The 19,235-nt window shown below is 61.5% G+C and carries 18 protein-coding genes; 13 read left to right on the top strand and 5 right to left on the bottom strand.

Annotated features, from left to right (window positions below; translation table 11 throughout):
- Positions 1-26: 26 nt before the first annotated feature.
- From cysN to GIV35_RS03730, 3 genes are all read right to left on the bottom strand, one after another.
- On the bottom strand, positions 27-1,925 hold the full coding sequence (gene cysN, locus GIV35_RS03740; protein WP_105225682.1) for a sulfate adenylyltransferase subunit CysN: 1,899 nt from the start codon (positions 1,923-1,925) through the stop codon (positions 27-29).
- Positions 1,926-1,934: 9 nt separating this feature from the next.
- Positions 1,935-2,852 carry a sulfate adenylyltransferase subunit CysD gene (gene cysD / locus GIV35_RS03735; protein ID WP_054896879.1) on the bottom strand — a complete coding sequence of 306 codons (918 nt, stop codon included), beginning with the start codon at positions 2,850-2,852 and terminating at the stop codon, positions 1,935-1,937.
- Positions 2,853-3,105: 253 nt separating this feature from the next.
- The gene (locus tag GIV35_RS03730; RefSeq protein WP_003188389.1) at positions 3,106-3,864 is read right to left on the bottom strand and encodes a Nif3-like dinuclear metal center hexameric protein; all 759 of its coding nucleotides are present in this window, start codon (positions 3,862-3,864) and stop codon (positions 3,106-3,108) included.
- 101 nt (positions 3,865-3,965) lie between these two features.
- On the opposite strand from GIV35_RS03730, the gene algW reads away from it, so the two are divergent.
- Together algW and GIV35_RS03720 are read left to right on the top strand one after the other, a co-directional pair.
- Complete coding sequence (gene algW, locus GIV35_RS03725; RefSeq protein ID WP_003188388.1) at positions 3,966-5,126, top strand: Do family serine endopeptidase AlgW; 1,161 nt, start codon at positions 3,966-3,968, stop codon at positions 5,124-5,126.
- A gap of 112 nt (positions 5,127-5,238) precedes the next feature.
- On the top strand, positions 5,239-7,332 hold the full coding sequence (locus GIV35_RS03720) for a TonB-dependent siderophore receptor (RefSeq protein ID WP_236264175.1): 2,094 nt from the start codon (positions 5,239-5,241) through the stop codon (positions 7,330-7,332).
- A gap of 67 nt (positions 7,333-7,399) precedes the next feature.
- On the opposite strand, the gene hemH is transcribed toward GIV35_RS03720, so the two are convergent.
- Positions 7,400-8,425, bottom strand: a complete 1,026-nt coding sequence (gene hemH, locus GIV35_RS03715) for a ferrochelatase (protein ID WP_105225680.1) — start codon at positions 8,423-8,425, stop codon at positions 7,400-7,402.
- Positions 8,426-8,439: 14 nt separating this feature from the next.
- Positions 8,440-9,339, bottom strand: a complete 900-nt coding sequence (locus GIV35_RS03710) for a TIGR01777 family oxidoreductase (RefSeq protein WP_223023423.1) — start codon at positions 9,337-9,339, stop codon at positions 8,440-8,442.
- Positions 9,340-9,551: 212 nt separating this feature from the next.
- Here GIV35_RS03710 and GIV35_RS03705 point away from each other — a divergent pair, with 212 nt between their 5' ends.
- From GIV35_RS03705 to GIV35_RS03655, 11 genes are all read left to right on the top strand, one after another.
- Positions 9,552-10,538 carry an NAD(P)/FAD-dependent oxidoreductase gene (locus tag GIV35_RS03705; protein WP_014716849.1) on the top strand — a complete coding sequence of 329 codons (987 nt, stop codon included), beginning with the start codon at positions 9,552-9,554 and terminating at the stop codon, positions 10,536-10,538.
- Positions 10,535-10,750, top strand: a complete 216-nt coding sequence (locus GIV35_RS03700; protein ID WP_014716848.1) for a TIGR02450 family Trp-rich protein — start codon at positions 10,535-10,537, stop codon at positions 10,748-10,750. Before GIV35_RS03705 ends, GIV35_RS03700 begins: the two co-directional genes overlap by 4 nt.
- Positions 10,751-10,862: 112 nt before the next feature.
- Positions 10,863-11,822, top strand: coding sequence for a YbgA family protein (locus tag GIV35_RS03695; RefSeq protein WP_034128069.1), 960 nt, complete (start codon positions 10,863-10,865; stop codon positions 11,820-11,822).
- 3 nt (positions 11,823-11,825) lie between these two features.
- Entirely contained in the window at positions 11,826-12,755 is a 930-nt protein-coding gene (locus GIV35_RS03690; RefSeq protein WP_200647642.1) for a MerR family transcriptional regulator, read from the top strand.
- The gene (gene phrB, locus GIV35_RS03685; protein ID WP_236264174.1) at positions 12,756-14,198 is read left to right on the top strand and encodes a deoxyribodipyrimidine photo-lyase; all 1,443 of its coding nucleotides are present in this window, start codon (positions 12,756-12,758) and stop codon (positions 14,196-14,198) included.
- A complete protein-coding gene (locus tag GIV35_RS03680) occupies positions 14,191-14,613 on the top strand; it encodes a nuclear transport factor 2 family protein (protein ID WP_236264172.1) in 423 nt (140 codons plus the stop codon). Before phrB ends, GIV35_RS03680 begins: the two co-directional genes overlap by 8 nt.
- Positions 14,610-15,392 carry an SDR family NAD(P)-dependent oxidoreductase gene (locus GIV35_RS03675; protein ID WP_003188373.1) on the top strand — a complete coding sequence of 261 codons (783 nt, stop codon included), beginning with the start codon at positions 14,610-14,612 and terminating at the stop codon, positions 15,390-15,392. Before GIV35_RS03680 ends, GIV35_RS03675 begins: the two co-directional genes overlap by 4 nt.
- On the top strand, positions 15,389-16,636 hold the full coding sequence (locus GIV35_RS03670) for an NAD(P)/FAD-dependent oxidoreductase (protein WP_105225673.1): 1,248 nt from the start codon (positions 15,389-15,391) through the stop codon (positions 16,634-16,636). Before GIV35_RS03675 ends, GIV35_RS03670 begins: the two co-directional genes overlap by 4 nt.
- On the top strand, positions 16,633-17,442 hold the full coding sequence (locus tag GIV35_RS03665; protein ID WP_223023419.1) for a DUF1365 domain-containing protein: 810 nt from the start codon (positions 16,633-16,635) through the stop codon (positions 17,440-17,442). The genes GIV35_RS03670 and GIV35_RS03665 overlap by 4 nt, the downstream gene beginning before the upstream one ends.
- The gene (locus GIV35_RS03660; RefSeq protein WP_223023418.1) at positions 17,429-18,700 is read left to right on the top strand and encodes an SAM-dependent methyltransferase; all 1,272 of its coding nucleotides are present in this window, start codon (positions 17,429-17,431) and stop codon (positions 18,698-18,700) included. The genes GIV35_RS03665 and GIV35_RS03660 overlap by 14 nt, the downstream gene beginning before the upstream one ends.
- Positions 18,693-19,184, top strand: coding sequence for a DUF2878 domain-containing protein (locus GIV35_RS03655; protein ID WP_105225671.1), 492 nt, complete (start codon positions 18,693-18,695; stop codon positions 19,182-19,184). Before GIV35_RS03660 ends, GIV35_RS03655 begins: the two co-directional genes overlap by 8 nt.
- Positions 19,185-19,235 lie beyond the last annotated feature (51 nt).

Genomic DNA, 19,235 nt, shown 5'->3' with positions numbered 1-19,235 from the left:
CGGGCTTTTTTGTGCGGCTATAAAGCTTAGATCGCGCCGCGCTGACGCAACAGTTCCAGCACTTGCTTGACGCTGTCCTCCAGCGACAACGCCTGGGTGTCGATCACAAGGTCGGCATTCAGCGGCACGTCATACGGGAAGGATTCGCCAGGGATGTTATCCCCACCGGCCGCGTACAAACCTTGCGGGTCACGCTCGGCGCACACCAACGGCGATGCCTGCACGTAGACGGTCAGCAGTCGGTCCGCACCAATCAGCGCCTTGGCCTGTTCACGGCCTTCGGCATCCGGCGCAACGAAAGCCGCCAGGGTCAGCAGGCCGGCTTCGTTGAACTGACGCGCCACATGAGCGGCACGACGCCAGTTCTCGGTACGCCCGGCACGGTCCTGCGGCAACCCTTTGTTCAGGTCGTGACGCAGGTTCTGGCCGTCCAGCACGAACACCGCCCGGCCCATGTCGAACAGCTTGCGCTCGACCGCATAGGCCAGAGTGCTCTTGCCAGCGCCCGACAAGCCGCTGAACAACACCGTGGCCGGCTGCTGGCCGAAACGCAGGGCGCGCTCTTCGGTGGCGACATGCGCCAGGCTGCCGTGCTGCGCCGCGCCGCCATGACCCACCGGTGGCGCGATGATCATGCCCGCGGCCACCGTGCCGTTGGTCAAGCGGTCGATCACGATGAACGCGCCAGTGGTGCGGTTGCTGTCGTAACCGTCCAGGGCGATGGCGGCGTCCAGGCTGACCTTGACCCGGCCAATCTCGTTGAGCTGCAGCGAACTCGCCGGGCCTTCGGCCAGGGTGTTTACGTCCACGCGGTGCACGATGCTGGTGATGGAACCCGGCACGTAGCTGGTGGCGCGCTTGATGTCGTATTTCTTGCCCGGCAGCATCGGTTCTTCGGCCATCCACACCAGCATGGCGTCGAAGGCGTCGGTCACTTGCGGCACGTTGTCGGCATGCACCAACAGGTCGCCACGGGAGATGTCGATCTCGTCTTCCATGGTCAAGGTCACGGCCTGGCCTGGGCCTGCGTGTTCCAGCTCACCTTCAAAGGTGACGATGGATTTGACGCGGCTGCTCTTGCCCGACGGCAATACCACCACTTCGTCGCCCTTGTGCACGATGCCACTCGCCAGGGTGCCGGCAAACCCACGGAAGTTCAGGTTCGGGCGATTGACGTACTGCACCGGGAAACGCAGGTCGGTGTAGTTGCGATCATTGGCGATCTCGACAGTCTCCAAGATCTCCATCAGCGACTGGCCGGTGTACCAGGGCGAACGCTCGCTCTTGTTCACCACGTTGTCGCCCTTGAGCGCCGACATCGGCACGAAGGCCAGGGTGCTCGGCTTGAACGCGATACCTTCGGCGAACTTCAGGTAATCGGCCTTGATCGACTCGAATACGTTTTGGTCAAAGCCGTTGATGTCCATCTTGTTGATGGCCACCACGATGTGTTTGATACCCAGCAACGAAGCGATAAAGCTGTGGCGACGGGTCTGGGTCTGCACGCCGTAGCGGGCGTCGATCAGGATGATCGCCAGGTCACAGGTGGACGCACCAGTGGCCATGTTGCGGGTGTACTGCTCATGGCCGGGTGTGTCGGCGATGATGAATTTGCGCTTGGCGGTGGAGAAATAGCGGTAGGCAACATCAATAGTGATGCCCTGCTCACGCTCGGCCTGCAGGCCATCGACCAGCAATGCCAGGTCGATATCGTCACCGGTGGTGCCGGACTTTTTCGAGTCGCGGGTAATGGCTTCCAGGTGATCCTCGTAGATCATCTTGGAGTCGTGCAGCAGGCGCCCGATCAGGGTGCTCTTGCCGTCGTCGACGTTGCCACAGGTCAGGAAGCGCAACATTTCTTTGCGCTCGTGCTGGCCCAGGTAGGCGAGGATGTCCTCGCTGATCAAATCAGATACATGCGACATGACAGCCCCTTAGAAATAGCCTTGACGTTTTTTATCTTCCATCGAGCCTGCACCATCGTGGTCGATGACACGGCCCTGGCGTTCGGAAGTTCGCGTCAGGAGCATTTCCTGAATGATGTCCGTCAGCGTCTCGGCTTCGGACTCCACCGCGCCCGTCAACGGGTAGCAGCCAAGGGTGCGGAAACGTACTTTCTTTTTGACGATGCGGGCTTTGTCTTCCTCGGACAGGTGCTCAAGGATGCGGTCGTCGTCGATCATGATCAACGTGCCGTTCTTCTCGATCACGTCGCGCTCGGCGGCGAAGTACAGCGGCACGATCGGGATGCCTTCCAGGTAGATGTACTGCCAGATGTCCAGCTCGGTCCAGTTGGACAGCGGGAACACGCGGATCGACTCGCCCTTGTTGACGTTGCCGTTGTAGACGTTCCACAGCTCCGGGCGTTGGTTCTTCGGGTCCCAACGGTGCTTGCTGTCGCGGAACGAGTACACGCGCTCTTTGGCACGGGATTTCTCTTCATCGCGACGGGCGCCGCCGAATGCTGCGTCGAAACCATGCTTGTCCAGCGCCTGCTTGAGGCCCTCGGTCTTCATGATATCGGTGTGCTTGGCACTGCCGTGGGTGAACGGGTTGATGTTCTGCGCCACGCCATCGGGGTTGATGTGGGTGATCAGGTCCAGGCCCAGCTCCTCGACCATCTTGTCGCGGAACTTGTACATCTCCTGGAATTTCCAGCGAGTGTCGACGTGCATCACCGGAAATGGCAGTTTGCCCGGGAAGAAGGCCTTGCGTGCCAGGTGCAGCATCACGGCGGAGTCTTTACCGATCGAGTAGAGCATCACCGGGTTATCGAACTCGGCGGCGACCTCGCGGATGATGTGGATGCTTTCCGCCTCCAGCTGTTTCAGATGCGTCAGTTTGTCGACCATGGTTACTCACGGAAAAACGATCTTATGGACGGCCAGCGGGCCGTGTTCGAGCGAGGCATGCTAGCACAGCAACTTCTTCTATTTAGGGCGCCAGCTAGACCGAAACGATATATGAATATGCCGCCGAGTTTGGCGCTCAATTCGGTCAATGGGGGAGCTGGCTTGCCTGCGATACAGGCGCCCCGCTCATTCAGGCTGACCGAGGTGATGCCATCGCAGGCAAGCCAGCTCCCACAGTGTTCAATGCTGTGCTTTAGATCGGATTGGGGCAGTCGATGAACAGATGCTCCAGGGCAAAGCGCCGCGCCAGGTAGTCGCCCAAGGCCTGCACGCCGTAGCGTTCGGTGGCGTGATGGCCGGCGGCGATGAAGCTGATGTCGTTTTCCCGGGCGCTGTGGAAGGTCTGTTCAGACGCTTCACCGCTCAGGTACAAATCGACACCCGCGGCAATCGCCTGGTCGATGTAGCCCTGGCCGCCACCGGTACACCAGCCGACGCGGCGAATCATCTCGCTGCCTTCGATCAGCAGCGGTTCGCGACCCATCACGTCCTGCACGCGACGGGCGAAGTCACGAGGTGACAAGGGCTCGGCCAGGGAGCCGACCAGGCCGACGACTTTGGGGTTGCCGGGGTCCAGCGGGCCTTCGACGGTGATGTCCAGGTGGCGAGCCAGTTGCACGTTGTTGCCGACATCGGCGTGCAGGTCCAGGGGCAAGTGGTAGGCCAGCAGGCTGATGTCATGCTTGAGCAGGGTTTTGAGACGGCGCTGCTTCATGCCGGTGATGCACGGGTTTTCGCCCTTCCAGAAGTAACCGTGGTGCACCAGCACCAGGTCGGCCTTGGCTTCGACGGCGGCGTCCAGCAGGGCTTGGCTGGCGGTCACGCCGCTGACGATGCGCATCACTTGGGGCCGGCCCTCGACCTGCAGGCCATTGGGGCAGTAATCGGCAATTTTGGCGCTGCCGAGGTAGCGGTCGGCTTCCTCGACGAGGGTAGTAAGGGGCACGGCCATAAAAGACTCCTAAATATCCCGTTCGCAGGCGTCACAGCCTCGTATAATGCGCGACATTATGGGCGCTCTCCCGCCCCCTGCAACCTGTCAGGACTTACTTGATGCTCAAGGCACTGCGTTTTTTTGGATGGCCATTGTTGGCTGGCGTGCTGATCGCGATGCTGATTATCCAGCGTTATCCCCAGTGGGTGGGCCTGCCCACACTGGATGTGAACCTGCAACAGGCGCCGCAGACCAACACAGTGGTGCAAGGGCCGGTGACCTATGCCGATGCCGTGGTCATCGCCGCTCCGGCGGTGGTCAACCTGTACACCACCAAGGTCATCAACAAGCCCGCGCATCCGTTGTTTGAAGACCCGCAATTTCGCCGCTACTTCGGTGACAACGGCCCCAAGCAGCGCCGCATGGAATCCAGCCTCGGCTCCGGCGTGATCATGAGCCCCGAGGGCTACATCCTCACCAACAACCATGTGACCACGGGCGCCGACCAGATCGTGGTGGCCCTGCGTGACGGCCGCGAAACCCTGGCCCGCGTGGTGGGCAGCGACCCGGAAACTGATCTTGCGGTACTCAAAATTGATCTGAAGAACCTGCCGGCCATCACCCTCGGCCGCTCCGACGGTTTGCGCGTGGGCGATGTGGCGCTGGCCATCGGCAACCCTTTCGGGGTGGGGCAAACGGTGACCATGGGCATCATCAGCGCCACCGGGCGTAACCAGTTGGGCCTTAACAGCTACGAAGATTTCATCCAGACCGACGCGGCGATCAACCCCGGCAACTCGGGCGGTGCGCTGGTGGACGCCAATGGCAACCTGACTGGCATCAACACCGCGATTTTTTCCAAGTCCGGCGGCTCACAGGGCATTGGGTTTGCGATCCCGGTGAAGCTGGCGATGGAAGTGATGAAGTCGATCATCGAGCACGGCCAGGTGATTCGCGGCTGGCTGGGCATTGAAGTACAGCCCTTGACCAAGGAACTGGCCGAGTCATTTGGCCTGACCGGGCGTCCAGGCATCGTGGTAGCGGGGATCTTCCGCGACGGCCCGGCGCAGAAAGCCGGCCTGCAACTGGGCGATGTGATCCTCAGCATCGACGGCGCCCCGGCGGGTGATGGCCGCAAGTCGATGAACCAGGTGGCGCGGATCAAGCCGACCGACAAGGTGGCGATCCTGGTGATGCGCAACGGCAAGGAGATCAAACTGTCGGCGGAAATCGGCCTGCGCCCACCACCGGCGACCGCGCCAGTCAAAGAAGAGCAATAACCGTCACGACCCAAGCGCCCGTTCGAGGGCGCTTGCAAGGCTACATTTCTTAGCGATTCATTCTCATTAGGCATGTTATATTGTTTCAATATCGCTATTGGAACGCTCTATCATGCCGTCTCGAAAGTTTGTGCCCTTGGCCGGCCTGGCCCTGGGTTTGCTGCTCGACCCTGCCTACGCCGAAGAAAACACCCTGGAACTGGACACCATCAGCGTCACTTCCGACGCCTATGAATCCGCCACCGGCCCGGTCGACGGCTACCGCGCCACCCGCTCCGCCAGTGCGACCAAGACCGACACGGCCTTGCGCGACATCCCGCAATCGATCAGCGTGATTCCGGCCACGGTACTCAAAGACCTGGGCAGTACCAGCGTGGAGCGCGCCCTGGAATTCGCTGGCGGCGTATCCAAGCAAAACAACTTCGGCGGCCTGACTCTCTACGAATACAGCGTGCGCGGCTTCACCACGTCCGAGTTCTACCAGGATGGTTTCAGCGCCAACCGTGGTTACCCCAGTACCCCGGACGCGGCGAATATCGAGCGCATTGAAGTGCTCAAGGGCCCCGCCGCCAGCCTGTATGGGCGTGGCGATCCCGGCGGCACGGTAAATATCGTCACCAAGAAACCTCAGCCCGAGGCCTTCACCACGCTGCAAACCAGCGCCGGCAGTTGGGACCGCTACCGCACGGCGCTGGATGTGAATACGCCGCTGGACAGCGAGGGGCGCGTGCTGACGCGAGTGAACCTGGCCGTTGAAGACAACCACAGCTTTCGCGATCACGTCGACGCCAAGCGTGTGTTTGTTGCGCCCTCCTTCAGCTGGCAACTGGACCCGGACACCACCCTGCTGGTGGAAAGTGAGTTCGTGCGCCACAGTTCCACCTTCGACCGAGGCATCGTCGCCAATACCGGCATGTCCCATTCCACCTTCCTCGGCGAGCCCAACGACGGCAATATCCGCAACCACAACAACCGCATTCAGGCGGCGTTGGAACACCACCTCAACGACGCCTGGAAACTGCGCCTGGCCAGCCATTACAAGCAAGGCAGCCTGTGGGGCGATGCTTCGGAAAACCGAGCGTTGAACGCAGACGGCCACAGCGTCAATCGCCGCTACCGTGAACGCTCCACCGGTTGGCATGACAGCATCACCCAGCTGGAACTGCGCGGTGTGTTCGATATCGGCAGTTGGCAACATGAACTGTTGATCGGCACCGAATACGAGGATTACCGCAAGAAAGAGCGCGTGACGGCGATCGGCGGCGACTATCCCATCGACATCTACAAGCCGGTGTACGGCCAGCCCAAACCCAACGGCGAACGCTCCGGCACCGACTTCTTCGAACAGACCAAAAGCCACGCACTGAACCTGCAAGACCAGATCATCTTCACCGACCGCCTGCGAGGCATGATCGGTGCGCGTTTCGAACACTTCGAACAAAGCACCGACGACTTCACCCGCAACCACGCCAAGGGCCGCCAAACCCACGACGCCTTCACTCAACGCGCCGGCCTGCTCTACCAGCTCATGCCCGAAGTCGGCGTGTTTGCCAACGCCTCCACGTCGTTCAAGCCCAATAGCGGCTTGGATGCAGGTGGCAAGTCCTTCAAGCCCGAAGAAGGCGTGGGTTATGAGGTGGGGGTCAAGAGCGAGCTGTTTGATGACCGCCTCAGCGCTACCCTGGCGGCCTTTCATATCGAAAAGGAAAACGTGCTGACCCTGGACCCGGCGACCAACCTCAACCGCGCAATGGGCAAGGCCCGCAGCCAGGGGTTCGACCTGCAAGTAACCGGGCAAGTGACCGACGCAGTCCGCGTGATCGGCGCCTTGGCCTACATCGACGCCGAAGTGACCAAGGGCGACAAAACCATTCCTACGGGCAGCCGCATTCTGGGCGTGGCCAAGCGCAGCGGCAGTGTGTTGGGCGTGTACGAATTCCAGGACGGCGCGTTGCGTGGCTCAGACCTGGGCGCAGCGTTCACCTACGTAGGTGACCGCTCAGGCGAAGCCGGCACGGGTTTCGAACTGCCCGCCTACCACACCGTGGATTTGCTGGCCCATTACAAGGCTACGCAGAACGTGACGGTGGGGCTGAACCTCAACAACCTGTTCAATGAAAAGTACTACGAGCGGTCCTACAGCAACTATTGGGTCAACCCGGGTGAGCCGCGAAACTTCACGGTTAGCCTGACCCTCAACCTCTGACAAACATAGGGCTAAATGTGGGAGGGGGCTTGCCCCATCCCACATTTTGATCTTAATCCGGCCCGGGTTACAGCGTCGTCGGCGCTCGTTCGCACAGGGTATTAAGGGCCGCCGCCCACTGCGGCTCGTCATTCAGGCAAGGCACCAACACCAACTCCTCGCCCCCCGCTTCACGAAATTGCTCGCGACCGCGATCGCCAATTTCCTCCAACGTTTCAATACAGTCGGCGACGAACGCCGGGCACATCACCAGCAACTTCTTCACGCCTTGCTGGGCCAATGCCTCAAGGCGTGCCTCGGTGTAGGGTTCGATCCACTTGGCCCGGCCCAGGCGGGACTGGAACGCCACCGACCATTTGCCCTCCGGCAAACCCAGCCGCTCGGCCACATCCCGCGCCACGCTGAAGCACTGCGCGCGGTAACAGGTGGCAAGCACTTCAGGGGATGCGTTCTTGCAGCAGTCGGCATCCTTGAAGCAGTGCTGGCCCGTGGGGTCGAGCTTGGTCAGATGACGCTCAGGCAAGCCATGGAAACTTAGCAGCAAGTGATCGTAATCCTGCTCCACATAAGCGCGCACACTCGCCGCCAGCGCATCGAGGTACTCAGGCTGATCGTAGAACGGTTGCAGGATCGAAAACTGCACATTCAGTTGCTTGTCGCGCACCACTCGCTTGGCTTCCTCTATCACCGTGGTGACGGTGCTGTCGGCAAACTGCGGGTACAACGGCGCCAGTGTGATTTTTTGAATACCCTGGGCGGCCAGGCGCGTCAGGACCGTTTCCAGGGACGGCTCGCCGTAACGCATCGCCAATTCCACCGGGCCCTGGGTCCACTGCGCGGTCATCTGCTGCTGCAGGCGGCGGCTCAGCACCACCAACGGCGAACCCTCATCCCACCAGATCGACGCATAGGCATGGGCCGATTGCTCGGGGCGCTTGATCAGGATCAGCGATACCAGCAAGCGCCGCACCGGCCACGGCAAGTCGATCACATAAGGGTCCATCAGGAACTGATTGAGGTAGCTACGCACATCGGCCACCGAAGTGGACTTTGGCGAACCCAGGTTGACCAGTAACAACGCGTGATCGGTCATGCAACATCCTATCTTTAGAGGCGGCTGGACAAGTCGTCCAGAGCCGCACGCAACTCAGTGAACTGGAAAGTGAAACCTGCGGCCTGCAGCCGTTCAGGCAAAGCCTTTTGCCCGCCCAGCAACAAGCCGGACAACTCACCCAGGCCAACCTTCAACGCAAATGCCGGCATCGGCATGAACGCCGGGCGGTGCAGCACCTGGCCCAGGGTCTTGGCAAATTCGCGGTTGCGCACCGGGTGTGGCGCGCAGGCATTATAAGGACCGCTGGCGTCTTGCTTGTGCAGAAGAAAATCAATCAGGGCGATTTGATCCTTGATATGCACCCAGGGCATCCACTGCCGTCCATTGCCAATCGGCCCACCCAGCGCCAGTTTGAAAGGCAGCAGCAGGCGCGACAAAAAGCCGCCCTCGGCAGACAGCACCAACCCCGTACGCACCAGCACCACGCGAATGCCCAAGGCTTCGGCACGCTGGGCGGTTTCCTCCCAGGCGATACACAACTGGCTGGGGAAATCGTCCAGCACCGGGCCGCTGGCTTCGGTCAGTTCGCGCTCGCCGCCGTCGCCGTACCAACCCACCGCAGAACCGGAGATCAGCACCGCCGGTTTTTGCTCCAGGCTTTCCATCCAGGCCAGCAAGGTTTCGGTGAGGTGAATGCGACTGTTCCACAGCAATGCCTTGCGCTTGTGGGTCCAAGGCCGGTCGGCGATAGGCGCGCCTGCCAGGTTGACCACCGCGTCCACCGTGCCAATCACCTCTTGTAGGCGAGCCACTCCGAGCACCTGCGCACCGCACACCCGGGCGACCGTTTCCGGTTGCCGGCTCCACACCGTCAGGTGATGGCCTTGCGCGAGCCAGTGCTTGCAGAGTTGACGCCCGATCAAGCCGGTACCGCCGGTCAGCAAAATATGCATGGGACTCTCCTCATGTAACGTTCGCCGCCGCTCACTGGTCTATTTTATAAGCAGGGATCAATTTGATAATTGAGCGTGACGGGGGTTCAAGCCTTAGCTTAACCATAGGTCACGCCACACAATCAGGCACGCCAAAACTTATACCAAAAAACAATATTGTACAGCTATTGGTGTCGGCGTAGTCTGTACCCAACGGTAAAACGAGGCCTCCCATGACTGTTCCCATCGCGATCATTGGTACCGGCATCGCCGGTCTCTCCGCCGCCCGAGCGTTACAAGACGCTGGGCATGCAGTGCAACTCTTCGATAAAAGCCGCGGCAGCGGTGGCCGCATGTCCAGCAAGCGCAGCGACGCCGGCGCGCTGGATATGGGCGCGCAATACTTCACCGCTCGCGACCGGCGCTTCGTCAACGAAGTGCAGCGCTGGCAAAGCAACGGCTGGGCCGAGCAGTGGAAGCCCCAGCTGTATAACTTCAAGTCCGGGCAACTGACGCCTTCCCCTGATGAGCAGATCCGCTGGGTGGGCACGCCGCGCATGAGCGCCATCACCCGCGCCCTGCTCGACGACTTGCCGGTGGAGTTTGGTTGCCGCATCACCGAGGTGTTCCAGGGCACACAGCACTGGAACCTGCTCGACGCGGACGGCGGCAATCACGGCCCTTTCAGTCACGTGATCATTGCCACGCCGGCGCCCCAAGCCACCGCCCTGCTGGCCGCCGCGCCCAAGCTGGCGAGCGCCGCCGCCGGGGTGAAAATGGACCCGACCTGGGCCATCGCCCTGGCGTTCGACAAGCCCCTGGATACGCCGATGGAGGGCTGCTTCGTGCAAGACAGCCCCCTCGACTGGCTGGCGCGCAACCGCAGCAAGCCAGGGCGCGATACCACCCTCGACACCTGGGTGCTGCACGCCACCAGCGCCTGGAGCAAGGCCCACCTGGACCTGCCCAAGGAAGCGGTGATCGAACACCTGCACGGCGCCTTTGCCGAATTGCTGCACAGCGCCATGCCCGCGCCGTCGTTCAGCCTGGCGCATCGCTGGCTCTACGCACGTCCATCCAGCAGCCATGAGTTCGGGGTGCTGGCCGACGCCGACCTGGGCTTGTTCGTCTGCGGCGACTGGTGCCTCTCCGGCCGTGTGGAAGGTGCCTGGTTGAGTGGCCAGGAAGCGGCGCGACGCTTGATCGAGCACCTGCAATGAACCGCATCAACCCCGCCAAACTGCTGCTGTCAAAATGGACGGCAGCTCATCCCCGCCACAAGGAAAAACACTTCCTGGTCACCGAGTTGTTCCGTGACGACGAGGGCACGGTGCTGGACATCGAACTGCAGGCCATCCTCACCCGGCGCGCCGAACGCCTGCCGTGGCAAACCCTGAAAAACGCTGAGGACTGGAAAATCGGCTGGAAATAACGCGGCGGCACAAACCTGTACAAATTATTTGACTTGTACAACATCGAGCCTATGATGAGATTTAGTTGTACAAGATTTGTAGCTTGTACAGGATTCTTGCAGAGGTTTGCTTATGTCCAGCCGTGTGAAACCGAAGATCGCCATCAGCGCCTGCCTTCTGGGTGAGAACGTGCGCTTCAATGGCGGTCATAAACAGTCCCTGCTATGCAGCCAGACCCTCAGTGACTATTTCGATTTCGTCCCGTTGTGCCCTGAAGTTGCCATCGGCCTGGGCATTCCTCGGCAAGCGATCCGCCTGGTCGGGGACCCTAACCAACCGCAGGCCGTGGGCAGCGTAAACCCTGCGCTCAATGTCACTCAGCCACTGGACGATTACGGCCAGCAAATGGCCCGGGAACATACCGACCTGTGCGGCTACATCTTCATGCAAAAGTCACCGTCCTGCGGCCTGGAGCGGGTCAAGGTGTACCGCGACAACGGCACGCCCGTCGACGGTGGCGGACGCGGTATTTACGCCCAGGCGTTTTGTGCCCGCCACCCCAACCTGCCGGTGGAAGAAGACGGTCGCCTGAACGACCCGGTGCTGCGGGAAAACTTCCTCACCCGCGTATTCGTGTACGCCAGTTGGCAGCAACTGTTGGCCGACGGCCTTACCCGTCACCGCTTGCTGACGTTTCACTCGCGCTACAAGTACCTGCTGATGGCCCACAGCCCGGCGCATTACAAAAGCCTGGGCCATTTGCTCGGCAGCATGGGCAAGGGCATTGACCTGCAAGCTTTGGCCGACGGCTATTTCAGCGAACTGATGGCGGGCCTGAAAAAATGCGCGACTCGCGGTACCCATACCAATGTGCTGCAACACATCAGTGGCTATCTCAAGCAAGCCATCAGTGCCGATGACAAACAGGAAATGCAGACCGTCATCGGCCAATACCGCCACGGCATCGTGCCACTAGTGGTACCGCTGACCCTGCTCAAACACCACTTTCGCCAACACCCGGACCGCTACATCGCGCAGCAGGCTTACCTGCAACCGCACCCGGAAAACCTCAGCCTGCGTAACGCGATCTAACCCATGAAACCTGCCCTGCTCGACGAACCCGGCGAAGACCTCGCCCTGGCCCTGGAAAACGGCTGGCTGCCGATCCGCGAGGTGGCGCGCCAGACCGGCGTGAATGCGGTGACGCTGCGCGCGTGGGAGCGCCGCTACGGCCTCATCGTGCCCCAGCGCACGCCCAAAGGGCATCGGTTGTTCAGCGCCGAACATGTGCAACGCATCCAGGCCATCCTCACCTGGCTCAATCGCGGCGTGCCGGTCAGCCAGGTCAAAGGGCTGATCGACTCCGCACAAGGCAGCCCGGAGCCGATGGAAAACGAGTGGCAGAGCCTGCGCCAGCATTTGGTGAGTGCCATCAGTGAACTGGCCGAGCGTCGGGTCGATGACGCGTTCAACCAGGCCATGGCGCTCTACCCGCCACGCACCTTGTGCGAGCAATTGATGCTACCGCTGCTCAACGAGCTGGAACAACGCTGGCAGGGCCAGTTCGGCGCGCAGATGGAGCGGGTGTTCTTCCTGTCCTGGTTGCGCAGCAAGTTCGGCGCACGGATCTATCACAACAATCGTCAACTCCACGGCGCGCCCCTGTTGCTGGTCAATCATTCCGACCTGCCCCTGGAACCCCACCTGTGGCTCAGCGCCTGGCTGGCCAGCAGTGCCGATTGCCCGGTGGAAGTATTCGATTGGCCGCTGCCGGTGGGCGAACTGGCCCTGGCGGTGGAACACCTGCAACCCCGTGCGGTGCTGCTGTATTCGAGCAAGGCGTTGCAAGTGCCGGCACTCAGCAAACTGCTGGGGGGCATCCATTGCCCAACCGTGATTGCCGGACCAACGGTGTGCATCCACCACGCCGAGTTGGGCGTATTAACCCAGGACATCCCTGAGTTGTTCGTGGCCGAGGACCTGTTGGCGGCCCATCAATTATTGATCCAGCGTGGAATTGTCTAAATGCATCTGATCTGGCTGCGCACCGACTTGCGCCTGCACGACAACACTGCCCTGGCGGCCGCGTGCCAGCGCGGCCCCGTCGCGGCTGTTTACCTGATCACGCCCGAGCAATGGCAGGCGCATGATGACGCGCCGTGCAAAGTCGATTTCTGGCTGCGCAACTTGCAGCACCTGAGCCAGGTACTGGGCAACCTCAACATCCCGCTGTTAATCCGCCACGCCGCGACCTGGGACCAGGCGCCGACGGTACTGAGCCAACTGTGCCGCGAGCTGTCGGTGGAGTCGGTACACGTCAACGAGGAATATGGCGTTCACGAGAGCCGCCGCGACAGCGCCGTGGCCCAGGCCCTGGAAGCTGACGGCGTGACCTTCCACAGCTACCTGGACCAACTGTTTTTCCAGCCGGGTAGTGTGCTGACCAAGACCGGCACCTACTTCCAGGTGTTCAGCCAGTTCCGCAAGGTCTGCTACAGCCGCCTGCACAGCGCCCTGCCCCGCGTGGTGCCGACGCCAAAGGCCCAGGCCGAGCCTAGCGTGAAAAGCGACCCTGTGCCGACGGCAGTCGAAGGGTTCCAGACACCCAGCGAAACCTTGCGTGCCCTCTGGCCCGCTGGCGAAGACGAGGCGCGCCGTCGCCTCGATGCCTTCGCCGATCAGCAGATCAGCTATTACAAGGATGAACGCGACTTCCCGGCCAAGCCCGGCACCAGTCAGCTTTCTGCCTACCTGGCCGCCGGTGTGGTTTCGCCGCGCCAGTGCTTGCACGCCGCGCTGCAAACCAACCAGGGCGAGTTCGAAAGCGGCGACATCGGCGCCATCACCTGGATCAACGAGCTGCTGTGGCGCGAGTTCTACAAGCACATCCTGGTCGGCTACCCACGGGTTTCCCGCCACCGCGCGTTTCGCCCGGAAACCGAAGCGCTGGCCTGGCGCAAGGCGCCCGAAGACCTGGCCGCCTGGCAACAGGGGCGTACCGGCTTGCCGATCATCGACGCGGCCATGCGCCAATTGCTGGAAACCGGCTGGATGCACAACCGCCTGCGCATGGTGGTGGCGATGTTCCTGACCAAAAACCTGCTGATCGACTGGCGCGAAGGCGAGCGCTTCTTTATGCGCCACCTGATCGACGGTGATCTGGCGGCCAACAACGGCGGCTGGCAATGGAGTTCGTCCACCGGCACCGACTCGGCGCCGTATTTCCGGATATTCAGCCCGCTGAGCCAATCGGAAAAATTCGACGGTGACGGCGTGTTCATCAAACGCTGGCTCCCGGAACTGGCCGCGCTGAATAAAAAACAAGTGCACAACCCCGAAGCGGCTGGGGGCCTGTTCGGCGTGGCGGATTACCCGCGTGCCATCGTCGATTTGAAACAGTCTCGCGAGCGCGCCTTGGCCGCATTTCGCCGGCTGCCTTCGCGTCAGGAGATGGCCGAACATGAGTGACTTCCTGCACCAGTTTGCCCACACCTTCGCCACGCTGGACAAGCACAACCTGCACCTGCTCGGCCGCCTGTACAGCGAGGACATCGCCTTTGCCGACCCCCTGCATGAAGTACAGGGCCTGCCAACGTTGCGGCGTTACTTTGCCGACTTGTACAGCAACGTCAGCGAGCTGCATTTTGACTTCCACGGTTTCGATACCGTGGCCGAAGGCGAGGGCTACCTGCGCTGGACTATGCGTTTTCGTCACCCACGCCTGGCCGGCGGCCAGGTGATCGAGGTGCCAGGCTGTTCCCATTTGATGTGGCACGACAAGGTTTACCGCCATCGCGACTATTTCGATGCCGGCGCCCTGCTCTATGAACATGTCCCCCTACTGGGTCGCGTTATTCGTTGGCTGAAAAGGAGAATGGGATGAGCCTTACACCGCCCCGTCGTTATTGGCTGACCGGCGCCAGCAGTGGTATCGGTGCGGCGCTGGCCGTGGAGTTGCTCGACAGCGGCGCCCACGTGGCCCTGAGTTCCCGCACCCAAGGCCCGCTGGATGCCCTCGCCCTTCGATATCCAGGCCAGGTTCTGGTGGTGGCCGGCGACCTGACCAACAGCCAGACCGTGCGCGAGATCGGCGAGCGTATCAGCGAGGTCTGGGGTTCGCTGGACACGGTGATCCTCAACGCCGGCACCTGTGAATACGTCGACGCCCGGCAATTTGACGCCTCGATCATCGAGCACGTGGTGCGTACCAACCTGCTGGCCAGCAGTTATTGCATCGAGGCCGCGCTGCCACTGTTGCGCGCAGGGCGCACCCCGCACCTGGTGGGCGTGGCCAGTGCCGTGACCTACCTGCCCATGCCCCGCGCCGAAGCCTACGGCGCGTCCAAGGCCGGCCTGCGTTACTTGTTCGAATCCCTGCGTATCGGCCTGTCGCCGGAAAACATCGATGTCACGGTGATCAGCCCAGGCTTCGTCGACACGCCGCTGACCGAGCGCAATGATTTCCCGATGCCCCTGAGCTGGCCGGCGGACAAAGCCGCGAAACACATCTTCGCCAAGCTGGAAAAACGCCCGCTGGAAATCGCCTTTCCGGCCCTGTTCATTGCCACCTTGTGGCCACTGTCGAAGCTGCCCAACCGCGCGCAACTGATCATCGGCAAACGCATGCTGCGCAGCCCGCCACCGAAGAAGGACGACCTGTGAAGATCGCCATTATCGGCAGCGGCATCGCCGGGCTGACCAGCGCCTACCTGCTCAGCCGTCGCCACGACATTACGCTGTTCGAGGCCAATGACTGCATTGGCGGGCATACACACACGGCCAACGTGACGGTCGACGGCAAAAGCTATGCGGTGGACACGGGCTTCATTGTGTTCAACGACTGGACCTACCCCAACTTCATCCGTCTGCTGGAGCAGATCGGGGTCAGGTTCAAACCCACCGAGATGAGTTTTTCGGTGTACGACCAAAGCACAGGCTTTGAGTACAACGGCAACAACCTCAACAGCCTGTTTGCCCAGCGCCGCAATATTCTGTCGCCGGGGTTCTGGGGCATGTTGCGCGATATCCTGCGCTTCAATCGCCAGGCGCCCCTGGACTTGCAAGAGCAGCGCATCAGCGCCGACATGACCCTGGGCGATTACCTCATCGCCGGCGGTTATGGCCCCAGGTTTATCCGGCATTACATCGTGCCGATGGGTGCGGCCATCTGGTCGATGTCCCTGGCCGATATGCTCAAGTTTCCGCTGCAGTTTTTTGTGCGCTTCTTCAAGAACCACGGCTTGCTCTCGGTGAGCAACCGCCCGCAATGGTGCGTGATCGAGGGCGGCTCCAGCTGTTATATCGAGCCGCTGACCCGCAGCTTTCGCGAACAGATACGGCTCAACAGCCCTGTGCATAAGGTGCAACGCAGCGACGAGGGTGTGGTTATCCACAGCCCGTCCGGCAGCGAAACCTTCGACCGCGTGGTGTTCGCCTGCCACAGCGATCAGGCCCTGGCCTTGCTCGATGACCCCAGCCAGGCCGAACAGCAGATCCTCGGTGCCCTGCCCTACGCCGACAACGACGTGGTGCTGCACACCGATACACGCCTGCTGCCCGACCGCAAACTGGCCTGGGCCAGCTGGAACTATCGGCTGACGGGCAACGTGCAACAACAGGCCGCCGTCACCTATGACATGAACATCCTGCAAGGCATCGACAGCGCCACTACCTTTTGCGTCAGCCTCAACCAGACGCCGATGATCAACCCGCTGAAGATACTGGCGCGCTACACCTACGCCCATCCGCAATACAGCCTGGGCGCAGTCGCCGCACAGGCACGCTGGGAAGAATTGAACGGCGTGCGCAATACCTTTTACTGCGGGGCCTACTGGGCCAACGGCTTTCACGAAGATGGCGTGGTCAGCGCTCTGCGCGTGGCCCAGGCGTTTGGGGAAACCCTGTGAACAGCGCCTTGTACAGCGGCTGGATCGCCCATCGCCGGTTTACGCCCAAGGCCCACGCCTTTCGTTACCGCATCGGCCTGTTGTACCTGGACCTCAGTGAAGAGGATGAAGTACTGGGGCTCTCGCCGCTGGCCGGCACGGGTCGCCTGGCGCCTTTCGGTTTCCGCCAGCAGGATTACCTGCGTGAATTCACGCGCCACGGCATGAGCCTGAGCGATGCCGTGCGCCAGGAAGTCGGCAAGGCCCTGGGGCAAACACCCCAGGGCGCTATCTGCCTGCTGACCCAGGCCCGCAGTTGGGGCCTGGCTTTTAACCCGGTGAGTTTCTTCTACTGCTTCGAGGCTGATGGGCAACTGGCCGCGATCCTGTGTGAAGTGACCAACACCCCATGGCGCGAGCGCTATCACTACGTGCTGCCCGCCCAGGCACTGGGCGCCGATGAGCACCAGCATTTCGCCGTGGCCAAGGCCTTCCATGTGTCGCCGTTTTTGCCTCGCGAGCTGGAATACCGCATGAGTTTCAGCCAGCCCGCCGCCAGGCTCGGCGTGCATATGGCCGATTGGCAGGGCACGCAAAAAGTCTTCGACGCCACCTTGAGCCTGGAAAAACAGGCACTGAGCCGCGCCAGCCTGCATCGCTATTTGTGGCGCTTTCCCTGGATGACCGCCAAGACCGGCCTTGCGATCTACTGGCAAGCCTTGCGCCTGCTGCTCAAACGCACTCCGATTTTTTCCCACCAGGCCGCCGATGGCGCCTCTCGCACCGCAGTCGGGTATACCAAGGATCGCCACCATGAAATCCCCTAGCTTATCGGTCAAGGCTAACCGCCTGAACGTCAACGGCATGACCGCTGCGCTATTGCGCAAAGGCGTGTTGCGCCAGCTCAGCCAATTGCGCCATGGCCAGTTGGTCATCATCGAGGATGGCGAGCGGCAAGTCTTCGGCGCACGGGAAGCGCACCTGCTGGGCGAGATCCAGATTCTCGACGCGGCGGTATGGGGGCTGGTGGCGGCCAATGGCTCGATCGGCGCCGGCGAAGCGTTTATCCATGGTTATTGGACCAGCCCCGACCTCACCGCCGTGGTGCGGGTGATGGTCAGCAACCTGGAGGTGCTCGACGCCATGGAAGGCGGCCTGGCACGCCTGGCCCGACCGTTCACTCAGGGCCTGCACTGGCTCAACCGCAACACACGCAAAGGCTCGCAAAAAAACATCGCCGCCCATTACGACCTGGGCAACGACCTGTTCGAAGAATTTCTCGACCCCACGATGATGTACTCGGCGGCGCAGTTCCTGACCCCCGATGACACCCTGGAACAGGCACAACTGAACAAATTAGCGCGCATCTGCCAGAAACTGGCGCTCAAGCCCAGCGACCATCTGCTGGAAATCGGTACCGGCTGGGGCAGCATGGCGCTGTATGCGGCGCAGCATTACGGCTGTCGGGTCACCACCACGACCCTGTCCAAGGAACAGTTCGCCTACACCGCGCAGCGTATCCAGGCGGCGGGCCTGCAAGATCGTGTGGCCGTGCTGCTGAGCGATTACCGCGACCTCACCGGTGAGTACGACAAGCTGGTGTCGATCGAAATGATTGAAGCGGTGGGCCATCGTTTCCTACCCACCTATTTCAAACAATGCGCCCAGTTGCTCAAGCCCGACGGCCTGATGCTGCTGCAAGCCATCACTATTCGTGAACAACGCTTTGAACAGGCCAAGCGCAGCGTCGACTTTATCCAGCGCTACATCTTCCCCGGCGGCGCGCTGCCCTGTGTGCAAAACATGCTGCAGATCGTCAGCCGCGACACCGACATGAACCTGCTGCACATGGAAGACTTCGGTCTGCACTACGCCCGCACCCTGCGCCTGTGGCATGAAAACTTTCGCCGCGCCCATGGCCGTCTTGCGGAACTCGGTTATGACGAATACTTCCTGCGCCTGTGGGAGTTTTACCTGTGCTACTGCGAAGGCGGCTTTATGGAGCGCACCATCGGCACCGCGCAGTTGCTGCTGGCCAAACCGGCGGCCATCAATCCGCCGCTGCTCGGGCGTTTCAGTGCTTAAATCCCTGGCCAATGCCGTGCTGTTTCAGTGCGGCTGGTTTGCCTGCGTGCTCGGCGGCGATAGCCGTTGGCTGCTGATCGGCATCGCGGCGCTGGGCGCGCACCTGCTGTGGATAAGTTCCTGGGCCAGGGAGGGGCAAGTGATTCTGGCCGTGACGGTGCTGGGAACACTGGTCGATACGGCGCTGCGAGGGCTTGGCGTGTTTGAGTTCAATACGCCGGGGCCACTGATTCCGCTGTGGCTGATACTGTTGTGGGCGTTGCTGGCCACCACCTTGCGCCATTGCCTGGCCTGGAGCGCACGGCCCTGGTGGCTGGCCAGCCTGCTTGGCGCGGTGGGCGGGCCGTTGTCTTATTACGCCGGCAGTCAATTGGCAGGTGTGAGTTTTGCGTACGGCACCACCCCAACACTGATCGGCCTGGCGCTGTTATGGGCCATGCTCTTTCCGCTGTTACACGGGGTTGCGCAGAGGCTGGAACACTGACGCCCGTCAGAGCATTCATACGCATCTGACGCACTTGCCTTACACTGCGCG

The organism is Pseudomonas sp. PA-1-6B (genome assembly GCF_021609545.1).
Lineage (GTDB): Bacteria > Pseudomonadota > Gammaproteobacteria > Pseudomonadales > Pseudomonadaceae > Aquipseudomonas > Aquipseudomonas fluorescens_BV.
Note: the sequence above shows the minus strand (reverse complement) of the source record. Positions and strands in the feature narration are given on the sequence as shown.

Coding starts and splice junctions, on each gene's coding strand:
- GIV35_RS03695 (WP_034128069.1), top strand. CDS start 10,863: ATGTCCAGCCGTGTGAAACCGAAGATCGCCATCAGCGCCTGCCTTCTG.
- GIV35_RS03720 (WP_236264175.1), top strand. CDS start 5,239: ATGCCGTCTCGAAAGTTTGTGCCCTTGGCCGGCCTGGCCCTGGGTTTG.
- GIV35_RS03710 (WP_223023423.1), bottom strand. CDS start 9,339: ATGCATATTTTGCTGACCGGCGGTACCGGCTTGATCGGGCGTCAACTC.
- GIV35_RS03660 (WP_223023418.1), top strand. CDS start 17,429: ATGAAATCCCCTAGCTTATCGGTCAAGGCTAACCGCCTGAACGTCAAC.
- GIV35_RS03690 (WP_200647642.1), top strand. CDS start 11,826: ATGAAACCTGCCCTGCTCGACGAACCCGGCGAAGACCTCGCCCTGGCC.
- GIV35_RS03700 (WP_014716848.1), top strand. CDS start 10,535: ATGAACCGCATCAACCCCGCCAAACTGCTGCTGTCAAAATGGACGGCA.
- GIV35_RS03730 (WP_003188389.1), bottom strand. CDS start 3,864: ATGGCCGTGCCCCTTACTACCCTCGTCGAGGAAGCCGACCGCTACCTC.
- GIV35_RS03675 (WP_003188373.1), top strand. CDS start 14,610: ATGAGCCTTACACCGCCCCGTCGTTATTGGCTGACCGGCGCCAGCAGT.
- phrB (WP_236264174.1), top strand. CDS start 12,756: ATGCATCTGATCTGGCTGCGCACCGACTTGCGCCTGCACGACAACACT.
- GIV35_RS03705 (WP_014716849.1), top strand. CDS start 9,552: ATGACTGTTCCCATCGCGATCATTGGTACCGGCATCGCCGGTCTCTCC.
- cysD (WP_054896879.1), bottom strand. CDS start 2,852: ATGGTCGACAAACTGACGCATCTGAAACAGCTGGAGGCGGAAAGCATC.
- GIV35_RS03680 (WP_236264172.1), top strand. CDS start 14,191: ATGAGTGACTTCCTGCACCAGTTTGCCCACACCTTCGCCACGCTGGAC.
- algW (WP_003188388.1), top strand. CDS start 3,966: ATGCTCAAGGCACTGCGTTTTTTTGGATGGCCATTGTTGGCTGGCGTG.
- cysN (WP_105225682.1), bottom strand. CDS start 1,925: ATGTCGCATGTATCTGATTTGATCAGCGAGGACATCCTCGCCTACCTG.
- hemH (WP_105225680.1), bottom strand. CDS start 8,425: ATGACCGATCACGCGTTGTTACTGGTCAACCTGGGTTCGCCAAAGTCC.